Origin of the sequence: Micromonospora sp. NPDC092111 (assembly GCF_044755745.1) — a bacterium.
In the GTDB taxonomy this organism is placed as follows: domain Bacteria; phylum Actinomycetota; class Actinomycetes; order Mycobacteriales; family Micromonosporaceae; genus Micromonospora.
In genome coordinates this window covers 722,275-740,042 of sequence record NZ_JBIVRQ010000001.1, presented here as the reverse complement: position 1 = coordinate 740,042, position 17,768 = coordinate 722,275, and the positions used below count along the sequence as shown (strand labels likewise).

Here is a 17,768-nt window from a genome sequence, read left to right as displayed (position 1 = left end):
AGTTCGGAGCGCATTGACCACCGGAACGTACGGGTTCAGGTGGCCATGCTGAGTCGTGGTGAGGAGGGCGACGCGCATCAGATCTCCGATTCAGCGAAAGACGGCGACGCGCGAACGGCAGAACTCCGCCCCCGGACAGGCGAGAACGCCCGGCAGGCGAAAGGGGACCGTCGACGTCCAGGTACGGCTACGAGGAGTTGATCCATTCCCCGCCGTCAAAGCCTGCCGGCATGTGCAATCGATGTCAACGCCTCGCAACTGGGCCGCTCCGAGTAACGCGAGGGGAAATCTGAGATGGGCCGAAGATCGGAAAGCCCCTTGTTTGAAAGGAAGGAGGCATTTGCCGGGCTCCCTGCCGCACCGGCTGGTGTCGCGCGTTGTTCCGTTGCGGGATCGTCAATCGGTGCGGGTACGGAGGCTCCGCGTCAGGCTGGGGATCATCACCGTCGCGGGGACGAGGTGTAGCCCGAGCAGGGTGGTGGTGGTGGCGGTGTCCGCCCCGGAGAGCAGGGGCGGGACCAACGAGATCGCGGTCAGCGAAACTGCCGTCCACCCGAACCGCTGGGCGGGGCGAGCGCTCCAACGAAGAAGAGCGCCGGCGATGACGATGCCCACGACCGAGAAGAAGCCGGTCACCACGGCGAACCCGGGCAACGGGATCGTCTCGCCGCCATCGGGGACCTCGAAGTCGACGCCAGCGGCCTGGGCCAGCGCAGCGGCGAGGGTGGTGGCCGCCATCGCCGCGAGCGTGGCAACGAAGCCAGTGCCGGCGATCCCGCGAATCCGGTGAGTGCGGCTGGTCCGGCCCGTTGCCGGGCCGGCGACGACCCCGGTGTCATTTTTGCTGTTCATCGCGTTGCTCCGTCATTCGGCACTGCCGTACGGGAGAGGTCGACTGGCAGGTGGCGGTCCTGGCCCTGGGGGTGACGATGCGCGCCCTCGCCGTCCGCCGGCAGGCGCTGCGGCAGCCCGAGCCGCGGGAACTGGTCGTCGTGGAAGATGACGATCTCGGTGATCGCCCCGCCGGTGATGCGCAGGACGTCGATCGTCAGCGGCAGGTACGCGTCCTCCTGCTCCCGCCAGAGGTAGCAGGCGACGGCGGGCTGCCGGTTCACGGAGGTGGGGACGGCGCGCAGGCGCCCCAGGTCCTCGAAACCGTCCTCGACCCAGCTGTTCACCACCGTGTCGCGGCCGACGTACAGGCCCGGCGTGGGCGGCATCGAGAAGCGGACGTCGTCCCGCAGCAGTGCGGCGAGACCGTCGACGTCCTTGGCGACGCTCGCGTCGGTGAAGCGGCGTACCAGCTCGCGCGTCCCGGCGTCCTCCTCACCGCCGGTCCAGTCCTGCCGCTCGGCGGGCAGGTGCTCCCGCATGCCGGCGCGGGCCCGCTGCAGCGCGCTGTTCACGGAGTTGACGGAGTCCCCGAGGAGCTCCGCGACGTCCTTCGCCGGCCAGTCGAGCACGTCCCGCAGGATCAGCACGGCCCGCGGGCGCGGCGCGAGGTGCTGGACCGCGACCAGGTACGCCAGCTCGATCGTCTCCCGCGCGACGGCGACGGTCTCCGGCTCGTCCGCGTCGCCCGCGGGCAGCTCGTCGAGCAGCCGGTCCGGGTAGGGCTGCAGCCACCGCACCTCGCCGCCGGTCGCGGGCTCCGGGCGGCACCTGGCGAGCAGGTCCAGGCAGGCGTTGGTGGCGATCCGGTACAGCCAGGCCCGGAACGTCGACCGCCCCTCGAAGGTCTCCCGCCGTCGCCAGGCACGCAGGAACGTCTCCTGCACGGTGTCCTCGGCGTCCTCGAACGACCCGAGCATCCGGTAGCAGTGCACGTGCAGCTCCCGCCGGTGCCGCTCCGCCAGCCCCGAGAACGCCAGCTCGTCGACCTCGCCCAGGCCGTCCCCGCCCAGCTCCCTCAGCCGCGTGTCCGCACTCATCACGTCGTCCTCCCGTCTCGTCGTGTCCCGTCGTAGGTATGACGGGTGCGGGCGCGACAACTCATCACCGAGGGTCGGTCGGCATGGCTTAGCTGCGCCTCTCGCAGCGCATCACCATCGCGGAGGTCGTGGCGCGCGTGCCGCGCTGTCAGCGTTGCCTGGTCTCACATTTCGGTGGCGGCGGAGCCTCGGCATATCGCAGCTCGGCGCAGTACCGCAGCGAGCGGGAGGGAGTGAGCCGCCATTCGTAGCGTGCCGCCTGGAAGCCCATGAAGGTGGTGCGGCCACAGCACCGGAAGGAGGAGGAGCCATTCCGCAGCCGGTGTCTCTCCGTGATTCCGTCGATCTCTATCCGTACGTCGAGCTGGTAGTCGGAGAGTCCGTGCGGGAACGCCTCACCGGTGTCGTACGAGGTATCGAGCGCGACCGGCAGCTCGATCGTCTGCCCGGCGGTGAGCACCAGCGGCCGGTCGGGTTGTTCGTCGGAGTCCTCCTGCTTCGGTGGCCATCCCGGGTCACCGGGGGAGGCGGCCGGGGTCGGGGTAGCGTCCCGGCAGGCCAGCTCCACCCAGGGGCCGTCCTGCCAGGTGGGTGGGACCTGGCCCACCGGTACCGCGACGACGGACACGCCGTTCACGTCGAGGCTGCGTCGCGCGTGCACCGACAGGACGTGGGCCGGCTCGACGCCCACCGGGACGCCGCCGTTCCGCGCGGCCCACTCGGCGAACCGGCGGCAGTCCCTGATGTCTTCCGGCGGCCCCGCCTCGGCCTGGTCCCGGCCGATCTGGAAGGTCAACTCGGCACCGTCCTCGGGGCCGGCGAACCGGGCGACCACGTCGACGGCAGGGCCGGAGCCATCCGTACGGGCGGGGGCTCCCGGGTCGGACGGCGCTGCCCGGTGTTCCCCACCGTCCCCCGTCCCGAGCAGCCGGACCACGGTGAAGGCGAGGACCGCGGGCAGGACCAGGATGACGACGGCCCCGGCGACCCGCCGCCGACCGGCGTTCATACCTTGCCGACGGGCGGTCCGGCACCTTCTGCCGTCCAGCCGTTGAGCAGGTGCACGTAGTACCTCTCCTGGTAACGGCGGGCCAGGCCGGTGCTGCGGAACGGCCGGCCGTGATCGTCGACCACCTGGGTACGTTTCTCGCCGTCCAGGTCGAGTTCCAGCTCGATGACCCATTCGCAGTACGACCGGGTGGTGTGGGCCTGGACGTCGATGGTCAGTGGCTCGCCGGGCGAGAGGGTCAGCGACCTGCGGTCCACGTATGCCGCACCGAGGGTCTCATCGTCCGGCTTGATCACCCGTGCGACGCTGTCCGGCTCGTCCAGGTCGAAACCGATCTCCAGTGGACTTCCGTCGCCCTGACTTCCCCGGAAGAGAAAGGCACCGGACATCGGTTCGGAACGTTTCCGCACTCTGGCCCGGATCTGCGTGACGAACACCGGACCGGTCCACTGACCGATCGCGGAGATCCGGATCCGGGTGAGCAGTCGGTAGGGCGTTTCGCCGGAGAATCGGGCCACCCCGTGGACGACGTCCGCGAAGTTCTCGGGGCCCTCACCTTCGGCCGACCGCTGCCGGGTGAGGAGTTGCTGTCGCTGGTCGCCGGTCATCGGCCCGGGGAGCACCCAGGCCACTGCCTCCTCGGATCGGTTGTAGTAGTAGGCGTTGACCGAGATCGGCGGCTTCTGCTGAGCGGACGTCCGCTTGGCCTCCTCGACCGCACGGTCGTCGCGCACCGCCTGGTCGGACGAGGTGATCCGGTTGGCGAACTCGGCGATCACCGCGCCAATCACCGCACTGGCCGCTGTGCCACCCGCTGCCAGCAACAGGTTTCGCCGTGAGGTCCTGCCGGCCTGACCATTCGGCTGCTCGTCCGATGGTTGCTGCGGCGTGGCCGGCGGCTTCGCCGGCGTGCGCCGGCCCTTTGCCCGCTTGGATCGGTGCGGTGGCACGCTTCTCACCTCTGAACGGCAACCGGGAGGACATGTCGCATTGTATGGGTCGGCCGACCGTCCGAGGGCCCGGCCGACCATCGCCGCCACGGTTGCGCAGGTCGGTGAGGACGGATGTTCGCGCTCCGCCGTACGCCACGATGGAACCCGGTCCGCCAGCCCCCTCCGGCGCTGGACGGACTGGTCACCTAGCCGGTGATCACCGGCCAGGCGTAGGCCAGCAGCGCGCACGCCGCCCCGAGCAGCGCGAGTGAGAAACCACGGGTGGGGACGGGCAGCGCGGCGAGCACGAGCAGGATGACCGCGACGACATAGAGAAACGCCTGCACCGACATGACAGTCTCCTCAGGGGTTGGCTGACGGGCGGTGCGTTCTCTACCCCCACCGGCCCGGCCGCGAAACCCTGCTGATCCGTCGGCCCGGTCTCAGTGGGTGCGGGTCAGCAGCCGAGCCGTGTGGTGGACAGGGCGATGTCGTCGATCCAGAGGTCGAACTCGCCCGGCGTGGTGCCGCCCTGGTAGAGCTGCCAGCCGATCTTCACCGTGTCGACCGTCGGCAGGACGAAGGGAAGGTCGTTGCCGCCGTGTGCGGTGGTGGAGGCGGTCAGGTCCGGGTTGGCCACGCCGTCGATCCACACCGCGACGCGGTTGTCCGCCGGGTCGAGTTTCCACTCGAAGCACTGCCAGGTGTCCTCGGTGACCGGGGCGGACTCCCGCCAGTTGGTCCAGTCGCCGGTCGGGCCGCCGTCGGCACCCACCCCCCAGAAGGTCCCGGGGACCGTGGGCGCGTACTGGCCGCCGACCGGGCGGACGACCTCCGAACTGCCGGTGCCGGTCGCCTCCACCAGGGTGAAGTGCGCCCAGTCGGGGGCGGTGGGGAAGGCGTCGACGCGCAGTCGCAGCCGACCGTAGAGACGGTTGCCCGGCGCGGCGAGATCGTCGACGCGCAGGAAGGCCCGCCCGTTGTCGACCGTGTGGAGGTGCAGCACCTGGTTGCCGTGGCGGGCCCGCTCGACGGTGAGCGTGCCGTGGCGGGTGTCGACGCCCCAGTCCAGCGTGCGGGGACCGCCGGGCGGCAGCCGTTCGAAGTCTTCACAGAAGAGCAGGCCACGGGGGCACGAACGCGGGGAGGCACCCGACGTGCCGGCCGGGACGCTGCCGGCGGTGGTACCGAGGATCAGGGCGGCGGTGAACACCGCGAGGAAACTGCGCATGGTCATCCTCCATGACGTCTGGCCCCGCCACCGGGGCAGGGCCCGATGGCCAGGCGATGCGGCGTGCGCGTCTGCCGAAGCGGCGCGTTGCCGGCACTGCGCTGCTCCCGTGCTCACCGTTCCCAGCGCGGTTGCCCCCGTGCTGCGGCGATATGAGCCATTCCAGCACGCCGTACCCGTCCCGACAACATCGACAACCATCATTGTGCCGTCCGGCCGGTCGGCGGGGCCGGGCCCGCCGCCGTGCGGGCGACCGGCGTGCCGGGCGCGGCGTCCACCCCGGTCGTGGCCGACGAGCGACCCAGCACTGGCGGTGGATCTCCGTCGGCAACGGCTACTACGAGATCCGCGCGCAGCACAGCAACAAGTGCCTGGACGTGGCGAACGCCAGCACTGCCCACGGCGCATCGGTGGTGCAGGGCGACTGCTGGGGCGGCACGAACCAGCACTGGCGGTTCGTCAACCTGGGCAACGGCTTCTACGAGATCCGGGCCCGGCACAGTGACCGGTGTCTGGACGTGGCGAACGGGAGCATCGCCCACGGTGCGTACGTGGTGCAGGGCACCTGTTGGGGCGGGACCAACCAGCAGTGGCGGCTCGCCTACGCCGGCACCTGGGGCTGAGCTGGCGTCCCGCCGCACAAGCGGGTGACGAGGACTCGCCCGATCGATATGGGCGAGTCCCCGCGCCTCGTTACGCCGCAGGCCCCGGCCGTCCCTCCTGCCCGCGTCCCTCCTGCCCGCGTCCCGGCGGGCCGGACCGGCTCAGGGCACGCCGGTCGAGTTTGCCGTTGGGCAGGGTGGGCAACCGCTCCACCCGCTCGAACACGGTGGGAACGGCCACCGCGGGCAGCCGTTCGAGCAGGTGCGCGCGCAGGGCCCGGTGATCCACCGGGCCGGGGCAGACCACGAACGCGACCCCCTGGTAGGGGACGGCGACGCCGGCCAGGAGCACCGCCGGGTGGGACATCAGGGCGTGCTCGATCTCGGCAGGCTCGATGCGCATCCCACCGACCTTGAGCTGCTCGTCGATGCGACCGTGGTAGCGCAGCAGGCCGTCCGCGCCGACACTGGCCCGGTCGCCGGTGCGGTACACCGATTCCCCCGACACCACGCCGGGTGAACGGATGCACAGCTCGCCGTCCTCGATGGAGACCGACGTGCCGGGGATCGGACGGCCGATGGGTACCGGGTCCTCGCCCACCGCGCACCGGTGCACGGTGCTCCAGACGGTGCACTCGGTCGGGCCGTACTCGTTGTAGAGCGTGGCCTGCGGCATCCGCGCGTAGTGCAGGTCGACCAGCCCCGGCGGGCAGCTCTCTCCCGCCACGATCACGGTGCGCAGGCTGCGCACGGGGGAGCGCAGCACCAAGCGGTACAGGGACGGCACCATCAGCGTGTGGGTGGGCCGGTGGACGGCCCCGGCCCGGATCAGCGCCCGTACGTCGAACGGCCGGTCGCTCGGGATGACCAGGGTCGTCCCGGCGCAGAGCGTCCAGTAGACGCCGGCCACGGAGCTGTCGAACGAGATCGACGAGCAGAGCAGAAACCGTTGCGGCGGGCTCCCGTAGTACTCCAGCCGCGCCGCAGTCGAGTAGCTCAACGCCGCCCGCGACACCGTGACCGGCTTCGGCACGCCCGTCGAGCCGCTGGTGAACATCGTGTACGCGGCGGGCCCGTCCCGCCAGCCGCAGCGGGTGGGCCGCAACGACGCCAGCAGGCTCTCGGTGAGCGTGAGGCGGGCACCGCTGGACGCCGTCACGAGCTCGCGGCGGGCCGCCGGGAAGGACGCGTCGACGGGGACGTACCGGGCTCCCGCCCGCAGCACGCCGAGCATCGCCACGATCGCCCAACGGGACAGTCGGGTGTGCACGATCACCGGTTCCCCGACGGCCACCCCCCGGTCCTGGAGATGGGCGGCGACCGCGCCGGTCAGGCCGTCCAGGTCCGCGTACGTCAGGGCCTGCTCGGGATCCACCACCGCGAGCCGCTCCCGGCCGGAGCGTAGCTGGGCCGCCAGCAGGTCGGTGATCACCGCGGCCGGCCCACCAGCGGCATCCGCTTGATTCCGCCGAGCCAGGTCGACCGCACGCGCTCGACGTCGCCGGCCAGCTCGAAGGACGCGAAGGTGGCGAACAGCTCCGTGAAGAAGATGCGCAGGGTCAGCCGGGCGACGGCCGCGCCCAGGCAGTAGTGCCGCCCGTCTCCGAAGGCCAGGTGCCGGTTCGGATGCCGATCCAGGTCGAGGGTGTCGGCGTCGGGGAAGACGCTCTCGTCCCGGTTCGCCGACCCGAGCCACACCACGACGGCGTCGCCGGCCGCGATCGGTGTCCCGCCGAGGATCGTGTCCCGCGTCGCCAGCCGCATGAAATGCCCGGCCGGTGAGGTGAACCGCAGCGCCTCCTCCACCGCCTGCTCGATCCGCTCGGGTCGCCCGGCCCAGTCGGCGTAGCGCCCGGTGCGGACCAGCTCGGCGACGGTGGCGCGGGGCACGTGCGGGATGGCGGCGCTGCCGCCGAGCAGGAGGCTGTAGCAGTTCGCCACGACCGCGCCGGCACGCAGCGGCATCGCGGCGAGCACGTCCACCAGGTCCCCGCGCGGGTGCCGCCGGTGGTCCAGCACCAGGTTGAGCAGGTACGCGAACAGCTCCCGGTGCCCACGGTCGAGGGTCGCGGCCGGCCCGTCGGGCACCATGACGTCCGGGTCGTGCTCGGCCACCGACATGGACACCCATCGGGCCAGGTCGGGCCAGTCCGCGGCCGGGATGCCCATCAGCGGTCCCAGGAAGGCCAGCGGCAGGGAGGCGGTGAGGTCGGCGAAGTCGAAGACGCCGGCGGCCGGGCGGAGCATCGCCCGTACGGAGGACCGGATGGCCGGTGCGTGACGCGCCACCGCACGGGTGCTCATCTGCCGTTGCAGCGGCCCACGAATGAGGGCGTGTCGGGGTGGATCGGTCGCGGCGAACTGCTGGTTCTGGGCAGGTTCCGGCCGGCCGAGCATGTTGAGCATCACCCCGCCGGTGGAGGTGAACCTGGCGTGGTCGGTCAGGACGGCCCCGGCGTCGGCGTGGCGGGTGACCGCCCAGAAGCCCGACGTGTTCCCGACCGGTTGCCAGCGGACCGGGTCCCAGCGGCGTAGCCGCCGCCACACCGCGTGCGGGTCGCCGGCTCCGTAGAGGTCCGGGTCGGCGAGGTCGAGCCCACCCGGGCACCCGATGCGGTCGTGCGGATCGACCCTCATCCCGCCAGCACCTCGTCGATGAGCTCGGCGATGGTCGGCTTGAGGAACAGCACGGCGGCGTCGACCTCGATGCCGAGCCGCTCGTAGATGTCCATCAGCAGGTCGGCGGCGAGCAGGGAGTCCCCGCCGAGGGCGAAGAAGTTGTCCTCGACCCCCACCGGCCACACGTCCAGCTTCTCGCTCCACAGCCGGGTCAGCATCGACTCAAGCTCGGTTCGGGTTGACACCGATCTCCTCCCATCGCTTGATGAACCGCTCGATCAGGGCGCGCATCTCGGTCTGCCGATAGGACCGGTGGTAGCGCAGGCAGGCGGTGTAGTGGCCGCCCGTGGCCGGCTCCAGCCAGAAGGTCAGCCCGTTGACGGGCAGGACCGGCCCGCCCAGCCGCAGCCCGGCCGGGATGGTCAGCGGCTCGATTCCGGGGTGATCCGGCACCTGGATCACCTCGAACTGGGCCAGGCTCGGCCCGCCCGCCGCGAACAGCGCGTCGGCCTGCGGCACCGCCTCCAGCAGCGACGGAAACGGAATCTCGTGCGCGTACGCCTCGGCGAACGCGCGGTGCACGGCATCCACCGTCGGCGTCCCGAGCCGTACCGGCAGCACGTTCATGTGGAACCCGACGCTGTTCCAGTCGGATCGCCGCCGGCCGTAGGTCAGCACCGGAACGACCGCCTCGCCGCGGGACAGCGGGGCGAGGGCACGCGCGAACGCGGTGAGCAGGACGACGAACGGCGTGCTGGGCACGGACCGGGCGACCGCCGCCGCCCGTTCCTGGGTGATGCCGCTGGGTGCTCTGAGCTCCGCCGTGCCGGTGCCACCGCCCGTACCCGGGGTGAGAGCCGGCACGTCGGTGAGCAGCCGCTGCCAGAACGGCAGCGAGCGGGTGATCCGGTCGGGGCGGTGGGTGGTGGTGCCGCCCCGGTGGGCGGACGTCGACTCGCTTCCGGGCCCCAGCACCTCGCGCAGGACCAGCCGCATCGACCACGGGTCGGCGACGCTGTGGTGCGCCACGAGCAACAACTCGCGGCCGGCCAGGTACGCCCACAGCAGGCACGGCGCGTCGGGTGGGTACCGGCCGGCGGCTGCCGCCGACCACACCTCGTCGACCAGGCGCAGCGGGACCGGTCCCTCGCCCAGTACGGGGTGCCGCGCGACGGCCGCGTCGAGGGCCCGCCGCAGCGCGGCATGGTCCGGCTCCGCCGCGAGCCTGCTGCCGCCCAGCGCGACGAACCGGTCGGCGTCCGCCGACTGGCCTGCCCAGGACAGGATCCGGTGCCCGAACGGCTGATCATCCACGTCGTTCTCCTCCCGCCGCCGGTGCGGCCAGGTCGATGGGCGTCCGCCCGCCCGGGGTCGGCGACTGTCGCGGCGCCGGGTCCGGCCCGGTGGGCTCGCCCGGTACGTCACGGCTTCGCCGCAGCGGCGAGAAGACGAGCAGCAGGCCGGACGCCCAGACTCCGGCGGCCGCGATCCACAGCGTCGGGCGTACCCCCAGCCAGCCGCCGAGCAGGCCGCCGGCGAGGCCGCCCACCGGCATCACCCCGAAGATCACCCATCGGATGGAGGCCGTCATGCGCCCCAGCAGCTCGGGCGGACACTCCCGCTGTCGGTAGCTGACCGTCGCCGCGTTGTAGATGGCGAACACCGCCCCCAGGCCCGCCATGCCGGCCGGGTACGCGACCAGGCCCCAGCCGGGCTGGGCGGCCGGTACGAGCAGCACCGTCCAGCCGAGCCCCAGCGGAGCGATCCAGATGATCCGCACCGTGCCCACCAGGCGGGCCAACCGGGCGGAGAGCAACCCGCCGACGATTCCGCCCAGCGTGCTCGCCGCCATCACCGCACCCACCAGGTGCCCACCCAGTCGCAGGTCCCGTACCAGGTACAGAACGGCCAGTGCGAAGATCATCTGGCTGAAGAGGTTGAGCGAGGCGGAGGCCGCCACCAGCCGCGGCATGATCGGATGCCGGAACACGAAGGACAGTCCGGCGACCAGCTCCCGACGGAAATCGCGTCGCCCGGTGGCCGGTGGGTCCTCCGGACGCCGGATCAACAGCAGGGACACCGCGTTGGCCAGGTAGGCGAGCGCGTCCAGCCCCGCCGTGCGCGCCACGCCCAACGTCGAGGCCAGCACCCCGCCCGCGCCGTACCCGGTGATCTGCGAGACCGAGTACGTGGTCCCCAGCTTGCCGTTGGCGTCGAGCAACTGCTCCCGGGAGACGACCGCGGGCAGGAAACTCTGGTGCGCCGTCTCGTACAGCACCGTGCACCCGCCGGACAACAGCGCCACGATCCACAACTGGGCCATGGTGACCCAGCCGCCCCAGGCGGCGACGGCGACAGTGGCCACCAGTCCGGCCCGGAGGACGTGGCAGGTCACCATGACGGGGCGTTTGCGCATCCGGTCCACCCACACCCCGGCGGGCAGCGCGAGGAACGCCCAGCCGACCATCCGGGTCGCGCTGAGGACGCCGACCTCGACGGCGGAGGCGTCGAGCACGGTGACCGCCAGCAGCGGCAGGACGAGCAGCGACACGGCGTCGCCGACCTCGCTGAGGGTCCGGCCCGACCACAGCACCATGAAGTCACGGTGTCGCCACAGACTGTCCCTCATGCCGGCTCCCGGACGGCGTGCAGCAGCAGGTCGGTCATCGTGGTCAGGAACCGGTCGGCCTCGCCCCGCCCGTACCCGTCGCGCATGGTGCGCAGGTGGAGCTGGATGTGCGGGTACGCCCGGACCATCAGATAGAAGCTGGCGCCGCTGTGGGCGCGGGGCGAGAGCCATTCGACGCGCCGGGGCAGCACCTCGGACGGCACCGGATCCGGCCCGGCTGGCGGCGGGACGAAGGTGAAGTAACCGCCGTGGTCGAAGTCCTGGCGCGGCCCGGCGAACGGGTCGTACACGCCGTGCCGCAGGGCGCGCATCGCCGCGACGTTGACCTCGCGGGCCACCGCGGGCAACGCTTCGTCGGGCCCGCGCCGCACCAGCAGGGGCACCCATTGGGTCAGGGACGACACCAGGTGCCGCACGCCGCGGTCCAACCGGTTCGCGGCCAACTGCCACAGCAGTTGGTCCGCCGCGCCGGTGGTCGCGGCCAGCGCCCGCGCGTAGACCGCGAGCAACAGGTTGGGTGGCGTGACCTGGAGTCGCTGGGCCGCCCGGCAGGCCGTGCCGTACGGGATGCCGGTGTGCGCACAGGCCCGCACCTGCGGACCCCGGGTCACCGGCGTCCGTGGTGCCGCCTCGACGGTGCGCCTGCGGTAGTCGCCGGCCGCCGTCAACCTGTTCTGGAACGCGTCACCGCGCTGGCGATCGGCCACCTCCCGCGGCGTGGGGGCGTCGTCGAGAGGGTCGCCGCGCAGCAGCCGGTGAAAGTCGGACTCCAGGATCCGCGCGGCGGCACCGTCGGCGGCGATGTGGTGGATCGTCAGGTGAACCCGCGGCGGCGCCGCGTCCGGCCCGTCGAACCACGCCCGCCAGGCGGGTTCGCGGGGCAGGTCGAACGGCTCCCGTACGGACTCCTCGGCGAACCGTACGACCGGGTCGGGCAGGACCACCTGCCGTACGCCGCCGGGATCATCGGCCGGGAGGTAGACCGTGCGCAACGACTCGTGCCGCACCGCGAGCGCGGTGAGGACGTACCGCACCTGCTCCACGGTGGTGCCGGGTGGGACGGACCAGGCCAACTCCTGGTTGGATTCCCATAGCTGCTCGGGTGGGCGCACCGCGAGAGCACTCCACATGGAGAGTTGGCCCATGGTGAGCGGGTAGGTCTCCTGGACGCGCATGCATCCTCCGGGGTTCTCGCCGGGGGTGGGTGGCCACCCTGCGGTGACCACCCACCCTGGTTCACGGTTTTCAGATGGCGCAGTCGCCCTTCCGCATCGTCCACACCTCCTCTCGTCAGAGCCGCCTCCGGTTTCCGATGGCGGACGAGTGTCGGTCGGTGGGCACCGCCCGGTCGCCCCAGCATCGGCCGCTGGGCTGTTGCGGCGGTAGGGCTGTCGCGGTCGAGGTCGTTCGGCCTTGTTCGAGGAGGACGTCGAACAGGGGCCGCTCGGAAGGGTCAGCATGCTGTCGCACACCGGGTGCGCAGGTCAGAGGGCTGACAGGCGGCCAAGCGGCGGCGGGTCGTCGCACGCGCCCTCGACCGGATCACGCGGTACCGACGCCGGTGCTCGGTGCGGGGAAGCCGCCGAGGGCGCGGATGGCCGGCAGGTGGACGGCCATGCCGCAGCCCACGGCGTAGACCGTGGGACGCAGCCGGGCTACTGCTGGGCCGTGTTGCGTAGGGCGCCGTTGTGGGGGCGTGGCGGTGGTCGCTAACTGAAGAGGTCTCCGGTAGTTGGTTCAGCGACCGAGCTGGAACCTCACGCCAGGCGAAGACCTGCCCGAGGGGTCAAAGCGGCGTTAGCGTGGGACACGAAGGCCCCCTGGTTGCCGGAGCGGTTCCTGGACAGCTCCACTCCACAACCGGAGGCCCTCGTCATCACGGCTATCTACGTCGTGTCGTCACACGACCTCAACCAACCCGCCTGAGCAGTACACCTAGCGCATCCGCGTCCGGGTGAGCTCCCGCACGGCCACCGTCGGCAGCAAGATCGAGATGCCGCCGTGGCTGTGCAGCATGGACATGTCGCGCCACACCCGCTCAAGGCGCTCGCCGTGCCGGATCGAACTTGCGCCGGCTGTCGGCATCAGGTAGTTCGCTACCGCGTTCCAGCATAGCTGGATCACGTGTCGGCAGATTGCCGAGATCCGCAGGTCCCATTCCCTGGTGACCGCTGCTGGGCCGCTGGCGCAATTGTCGTGCCATTGCCGAACGGAGTTCAGCAATGCGGCCTCTGCGGTACCTATCATTCCGACAGCGTCGCCGTACCAGAACTGGTAGTCGGGATCGTCATGGCGGCGCACGATTGGCGGCACCAGGGTCGATCTGCTCCGGAGGAGGTCTTCGTAGATGTCAAGCGCTCCCTGCGCGATGCCCACGGCCAGGGCCGCGTTACCCAAATTCGTGAAAGAGAGCGGCCCGCCGCCATACTCCGGATTGCCGTGCAGGGCCCGGCCGGGCGTGCCCGCTGAGACGTCGGCCTCCATGATCTGCACGCCGGGGAGAGCTAGGTAGTCAGGGATGGAGGCGTTTTCCATGGTGATGCTGTGCGAACCGCTGCCTCGCAGGCCCAGTTGCTGGCCCCAGTCGTCCAACCGCGTCCACTGGCTGCGCGGCGCGATGAAGAACAGGGGCATCGGAGGCGCCCCGTCGTCCCCGGAGATAAGGGCATGTCCCAGGAAATGGGTCGCATAAGGAGCCCCGGAACAGTAGGACCACTTGCCACTGATTGTCCAGCCGCCGTCCGCGGCTCGCACAGCGGATCCACTGGGGACGGCGGTGCCGGGGCAGACGAAGTCGCCGACCCCGAACACCTCCGATTGAGCCTGCTCACCGAACATCGTGGCCACGATCTGTGTGTGCATGGCCCCGAGGGTGTACATCCAGCCGGTCGACGGGCATCCGCGCAGCAGGGTCGTGGAGACGCGCACGAAGGTCTCGAGGCCGAACTCGTACCCGCCGTAACGACGGGGCTGCAAAATTCGGTAGAAGCCGTTGCGTACGAATTTCTCGTGGATGTCCTCGGCGTAGAAGCTGCGTTCCTCGACCTCTGCCTGGCGGTCGATGAGTTCGGGGACCATTGCCTCGGCCCTCGCCACAATCTGCTCCGGGGTGAGGTCAGGCTCGGCCGGAGCAGGGAAGTCGTGTTCGGCGGTGCTGCTGATTCGCGTCACGGTGCACGATCCTTTCGGCTGCTGACGGTTCTCCCGGTCAGTTGTAGGGCGTGTTGGAGTCCAGCCCGCAGACGATCCGTATCGCCGAGATGGAACTGATACCGCTCCGATGGTCTCGTGAATTATTCCAAACCCTCGGTCCTGCCACGTCTTTACGATTGCTGATTTACCGCGATGGGTGCGGCGGGCCGCAGCGCAGTCTTGAAGGCGCGACCGGACAGCGTCGGCGGTACGTTCCCTATATGAGGTCTGGTCTGCGAACCAGTGGATGGAGATGAGGCGGCATGGGTTCCAAGTCCATCCAGGAGCAGTTCGCCAGGCAGGTAGCCCAGACGCCCGACGCGCCGGCGGTGTCCGGGGGCAGCGTGCGGCTGACCTATCGTCAGCTCGACGAGCGCGCCAACCAATTGGCGCATGAGCTGATCAGCCTCGGCGTCCGGCCCGGTGAGCCGGTCGCGGTACTGATCACGCGATCACCTGAGCTGGTCGTGGCGACACTGGGCGTGCTCAAGGCCGGTGCGGTCTACATGCCGTTGCACAACGCGTATCCGTTGGAGGCCAAGCAGCGAATCATGGACAACGCCGGTCGGCCGGTGCTGCTGACCGACGAGGAATCCCGCAGCGCGGGCCTACCGGTCAGCAAGCGGACGATGCTCGTCGACTCCGCCCTCGCACAGCAGGAACGGTCGGTCGTCGGCCCGAACATCGACGCCCGATCCGAAGACGTGGCGTGCATCATCCACACCTCGGGGTCGGAGGGCCTGCCGCGCGGCGTCTGCGTGACACACCGGGGCGTGCTGAGCGTCGCCTTGGACTCGTGCTGGGACACCAGCAGCCAGGACCGAGTGCTCATGGTGGCGCCGTATGCAGCCGCGGTGTCGACCTACGAGCTCTGGGTTCCGCTGCTGCGTGGCGGTCACCTGGTCCTGGCACCGCCCGGTCGCTTGGATCTCGGCACTCTCCGGCGACTGATTCGGGACAACGAGATCACCGCCGTTCAGCTCACCAGCGGCCTGTTCCGGGTGCTCGCCGACAAGGCACCGGATTGCCTTGCGACCGTTGGTGAGGTCTCGACCGGTGGCGATGTCATCTCGCCGAGCGCCGTCGAGCGGGTGCTGAAGGCGTGCCCTGGCATCACGGTGCGTCCCACCTACGGGGCGAGCGAGGTTACGTTGTTCGTCACGACCACCACGGTGACCGCGCCGTTCGTTCCCTCACCGAGGGTGCCGGTCGGCCGACCGATGGACAACGTCGAGCTGTATGTGCTCGACGAGCGGCTCCGACCGGTCGGCACCGGCGAAGTCGGGGAGCTCTACATCGCGGGTGAGCGCCTGGCGCGTGGCTACCTCGGCCGGCCAGGCATGACCGCCGACCGTTTCGTGGCGAACCGGTTCAGCGGTCCCGGGACGCGGATGTACCGGTCCGGCGACCTGGTCCGCTGGACCACCGACGACATGATCGAGTTTGTCGGTCGAGCAAACGACCAGGTGAAGATCCGCGGCTTCAGGGTCGGGATCGCCGAGGTCGAAGCTGCCCTCACCAGCTACCCGGAGATCTCCGAGGCGATCGTCGTGGCCCGGCAGGTCGAGGATGGCAACCACTCCCTTGTCGGGTACGTCGTCGGCGGGTCTGACGCGGTGGACATCACCGCACTCCGCAAGCATGCGGAGAAGGTGCTGCCCGAATACATGATCCCCGCCGCGTTCGTCGTACTCGACTCACTCCCGCTCACGCCCAACGGCAAGCTGGACCGTCGGGCGCTGCCCGAACCGGTGTTCGCCGGCTCGTCGACCTACCAGCCCCCCGGTACCGCGCAGCAGGAAACCCTGTGCTCCGCCTTCGCCAACGCCCTGGGCGTCGCAGAGGTGGGGGTCAACGACAGCTTCTTCGAACTCGGTGGGCAGTCGCTGAGCGGGATCCGGCTGGTTCAGACGGTCAACGAGGCGCTCAGTGTGGAGCTCACGCTTGATCACTTGTTTGAGTTTCCCACGGTCACCGAGCTGGACCAGTACCTCCTGGAACGGGCGGAACCAGTTGATAGGAGCCAGGATGAGCCCAACTAAGATCACAGGTATCGACGCGACCGAGACGATCCCGCTGTCGCTCAATCACGAGTTTGTCGACGCATTTGATCACGGCAGCGACGACGGCCCATTCGGTTCCCGGTACCACGTGGTGGATGCGTGGCGCGTCACGGGCGGGCCGATCGACGTCGCTGCGCTGCGCGACGCTCTGCACGACGTCGTCAAGCGGCACGAGGCGCTCCGGACGCGAATCGTCGGCGCGGCGGGGAATCGGCGCCAGGAGATCTCTCCACCTGGTCCGGTGAGCGTAGAGATCCGCGACTTTCCGGAGACTCCCGAGGCATTGCGCCCGGCGCGGGCCGAGGCACTGCGGCGGGAAGTCGAAGAAGAGACGATCGGCGCGGACGAGACGCCCGCCCTGCGTGCCGTGCTGGGCAGGTTCGACGACCAGGACGCGGTCCTGGCACTGATGATCCATCACATCGTCTCGGACGGAATGTCCATGGAGGTGGTCATCCGAGACCTAGCCAACCGGTACGCCGCGAGGACAGGTCACACCGTCCCGGACCTGCCGACCGCACCGCAGTACCGCGAATTCTCCGACTGGCAGCGTACCGGGGCCGGTGCGGGCACCGACGCGGCGCGAGAATACTGGCGCCGCAAGCTGGACGGCGGTCTGTTCACAGCGCTCCCCACGGACATCCCGCGTTCCGCGAACCTTCCCGAGTCCACCGCAGCGCACCGCTTCCTGATCCCGAACGATGTGATCTCGAACATCGACCGGCTGGCCAGAACCCACCGCACCACGCGGTTCATGGCCCTGGTCGCGATGTACCAGCTGCTCGTGCATCGGCTGACCGGCGCCACGGATGTGGTCATCGCGACGTTCACCCCGGGGCGGGGCGGGCAGCTGTTCGAGGACACCGTCGGCCCGCTTTTCAACTTCCTGCCACTTCGCACGGACATTGCCGGGTGCGCATCATTCGGAGACCTGCTGAAAAGGACCCGACGCACCTGTCTCGAAGCATTCGAGCACGAAATCCCGAGCCTTCACATTTTCGGGCAGGCCCCGGAGCTGATGCGACCGGCCGCCTCCGACGGCGCGGCCGCGGCCGTGTTTCAGGCCGTTCCCGATCAGAAGCAGTACATCGAGGCACCAGGAGAGCTGAAGTATGCCCGGGTACCGCGGATGATGGGCCCACAGTCGCGGAAGTCTTCCGTGCCGGACGGTGCACTGTGGACCCTGACCAGGGAGCCGTCGGGCGACGCTTCCGGCTGCCTTTCCTACAAGCGAAACCTGTTTCGCGAGGATACCATCGCCTCGATGGCCGCGAACTTCGAAGAGATCGCACGGAACTGCAGCTCCTCGCCCGATGCGTCGCTGGGGCTGGCCTGAAGCTGATCGTGCACAACGCCCTCATCCACGCCGTTACCAGCAGCCACCCGAGGGCTTAATGACCCTGCCCTGATGGTCTGGTCGAACCGTCGGAGACAGCACGGAATTCGGCAATGTGTGAGTCGTCGACAAAGCCACAGCGGATATGGTCATGGCATGGCGGCGAATGGGGCGTTTTGCCATCGCGATTCTGCTGATCCCCATCTGGACGCGACGCGGACGAC

The 17,768-nt window shown here is 70.1% G+C and carries 16 protein-coding genes; 3 read left to right on the top strand and 13 right to left on the bottom strand.

Annotated features, from left to right (window positions below; all coding sequences use genetic code 11):
• Positions 1 to 396 precede the first annotated feature (396 nt).
• The 6 genes from ACIQG9_RS03015 to ACIQG9_RS02990 all read right to left on the bottom strand — a co-directional run bounded on the left by ACIQG9_RS03015 (position 397) and on the right by ACIQG9_RS02990 (position 5,103).
• Entirely contained in the window at positions 397 to 738 is a 342-nt protein-coding gene (locus ACIQG9_RS03015) for a DUF6069 family protein (RefSeq protein ID WP_400397887.1), read from the bottom strand.
• Positions 739 to 848: 110 nt separating this feature from the next.
• The gene (locus ACIQG9_RS03010) at positions 849 to 1,931 is read right to left on the bottom strand and encodes an RNA polymerase subunit sigma-70 (RefSeq protein WP_400397885.1); all 1,083 of its coding nucleotides are present in this window, start codon (positions 1,929 to 1,931) and stop codon (positions 849 to 851) included.
• Positions 1,932 to 2,079: 148 nt separating this feature from the next.
• Positions 2,080 to 2,940, bottom strand: a complete 861-nt coding sequence (locus ACIQG9_RS03005) for a hypothetical protein (protein ID WP_400397883.1) — start codon at positions 2,938 to 2,940, stop codon at positions 2,080 to 2,082.
• Positions 2,937 to 3,719, bottom strand: coding sequence for a hypothetical protein (locus tag ACIQG9_RS03000; protein WP_400397881.1), 783 nt, complete (start codon positions 3,717 to 3,719; stop codon positions 2,937 to 2,939). Before ACIQG9_RS03000 ends, ACIQG9_RS03005 begins: the two co-directional genes overlap by 4 nt.
• A gap of 359 nt (positions 3,720 to 4,078) precedes the next feature.
• Positions 4,079 to 4,225 carry a hypothetical protein gene (locus tag ACIQG9_RS02995; protein ID WP_400397879.1) on the bottom strand — a complete coding sequence of 49 codons (147 nt, stop codon included), beginning with the start codon at positions 4,223 to 4,225 and terminating at the stop codon, positions 4,079 to 4,081.
• A gap of 104 nt (positions 4,226 to 4,329) precedes the next feature.
• On the bottom strand, positions 4,330 to 5,103 hold the full coding sequence (locus tag ACIQG9_RS02990; protein ID WP_400397877.1) for a hypothetical protein: 774 nt from the start codon (positions 5,101 to 5,103) through the stop codon (positions 4,330 to 4,332).
• 203 nt (positions 5,104 to 5,306) lie between these two features.
• On the opposite strand from ACIQG9_RS02990, the gene ACIQG9_RS02985 reads away from it, so the two are divergent.
• Positions 5,307 to 5,726, top strand: a complete 420-nt coding sequence (locus tag ACIQG9_RS02985; RefSeq protein ID WP_400397875.1) for an RICIN domain-containing protein — start codon at positions 5,307 to 5,309, stop codon at positions 5,724 to 5,726.
• A gap of 70 nt (positions 5,727 to 5,796) precedes the next feature.
• Here the strand turns inward: ACIQG9_RS02985 and ACIQG9_RS02980 are convergent, their stop codons facing one another.
• The 7 genes from ACIQG9_RS02980 to ACIQG9_RS02950 form a co-directional block, all read right to left on the bottom strand.
• Entirely contained in the window at positions 5,797 to 7,137 is a 1,341-nt protein-coding gene (locus tag ACIQG9_RS02980) for an amino acid adenylation domain-containing protein (RefSeq protein ID WP_400397873.1), read from the bottom strand.
• The gene (locus tag ACIQG9_RS02975; protein ID WP_400397871.1) at positions 7,134 to 8,342 is read right to left on the bottom strand and encodes a cytochrome P450; all 1,209 of its coding nucleotides are present in this window, start codon (positions 8,340 to 8,342) and stop codon (positions 7,134 to 7,136) included. Before ACIQG9_RS02975 ends, ACIQG9_RS02980 begins: the two co-directional genes overlap by 4 nt.
• Positions 8,339 to 8,569: a phosphopantetheine-binding protein gene (locus ACIQG9_RS02970; RefSeq protein ID WP_400397869.1), complete on the bottom strand. Its 231-nt coding sequence runs from the start codon at positions 8,567 to 8,569 to the stop codon at positions 8,339 to 8,341. Before ACIQG9_RS02970 ends, ACIQG9_RS02975 begins: the two co-directional genes overlap by 4 nt.
• Positions 8,547 to 9,638, bottom strand: coding sequence for a hypothetical protein (locus ACIQG9_RS02965; protein WP_400397867.1), 1,092 nt, complete (start codon positions 9,636 to 9,638; stop codon positions 8,547 to 8,549). Before ACIQG9_RS02965 ends, ACIQG9_RS02970 begins: the two co-directional genes overlap by 23 nt.
• Entirely contained in the window at positions 9,631 to 10,953 is a 1,323-nt protein-coding gene (locus ACIQG9_RS02960) for an MFS transporter (RefSeq protein WP_400397866.1), read from the bottom strand. The genes ACIQG9_RS02965 and ACIQG9_RS02960 overlap by 8 nt, the downstream gene beginning before the upstream one ends.
• On the bottom strand, positions 10,950 to 12,128 hold the full coding sequence (locus ACIQG9_RS02955) for a condensation domain-containing protein (protein ID WP_400397864.1): 1,179 nt from the start codon (positions 12,126 to 12,128) through the stop codon (positions 10,950 to 10,952). The genes ACIQG9_RS02960 and ACIQG9_RS02955 overlap by 4 nt, the downstream gene beginning before the upstream one ends.
• Positions 12,129 to 12,888: 760 nt before the next feature.
• A complete protein-coding gene (locus ACIQG9_RS02950) occupies positions 12,889 to 14,124 on the bottom strand; it encodes an acyl-CoA dehydrogenase family protein (RefSeq protein WP_400397862.1) in 1,236 nt (411 codons plus the stop codon).
• A 284-nt stretch (positions 14,125 to 14,408) separates the two neighbouring features.
• Here ACIQG9_RS02950 and ACIQG9_RS02945 point away from each other — a divergent pair, with 284 nt between their 5' ends.
• Both ACIQG9_RS02945 and ACIQG9_RS02940 read left to right on the top strand, forming a co-directional pair.
• Positions 14,409 to 16,187, top strand: coding sequence for an amino acid adenylation domain-containing protein (locus tag ACIQG9_RS02945; RefSeq protein ID WP_400397860.1), 1,779 nt, complete (start codon positions 14,409 to 14,411; stop codon positions 16,185 to 16,187).
• Positions 16,174 to 17,544, top strand: a complete 1,371-nt coding sequence (locus ACIQG9_RS02940; protein ID WP_400397858.1) for a condensation domain-containing protein — start codon at positions 16,174 to 16,176, stop codon at positions 17,542 to 17,544. Before ACIQG9_RS02945 ends, ACIQG9_RS02940 begins: the two co-directional genes overlap by 14 nt.
• Positions 17,545 to 17,768 lie beyond the last annotated feature (224 nt).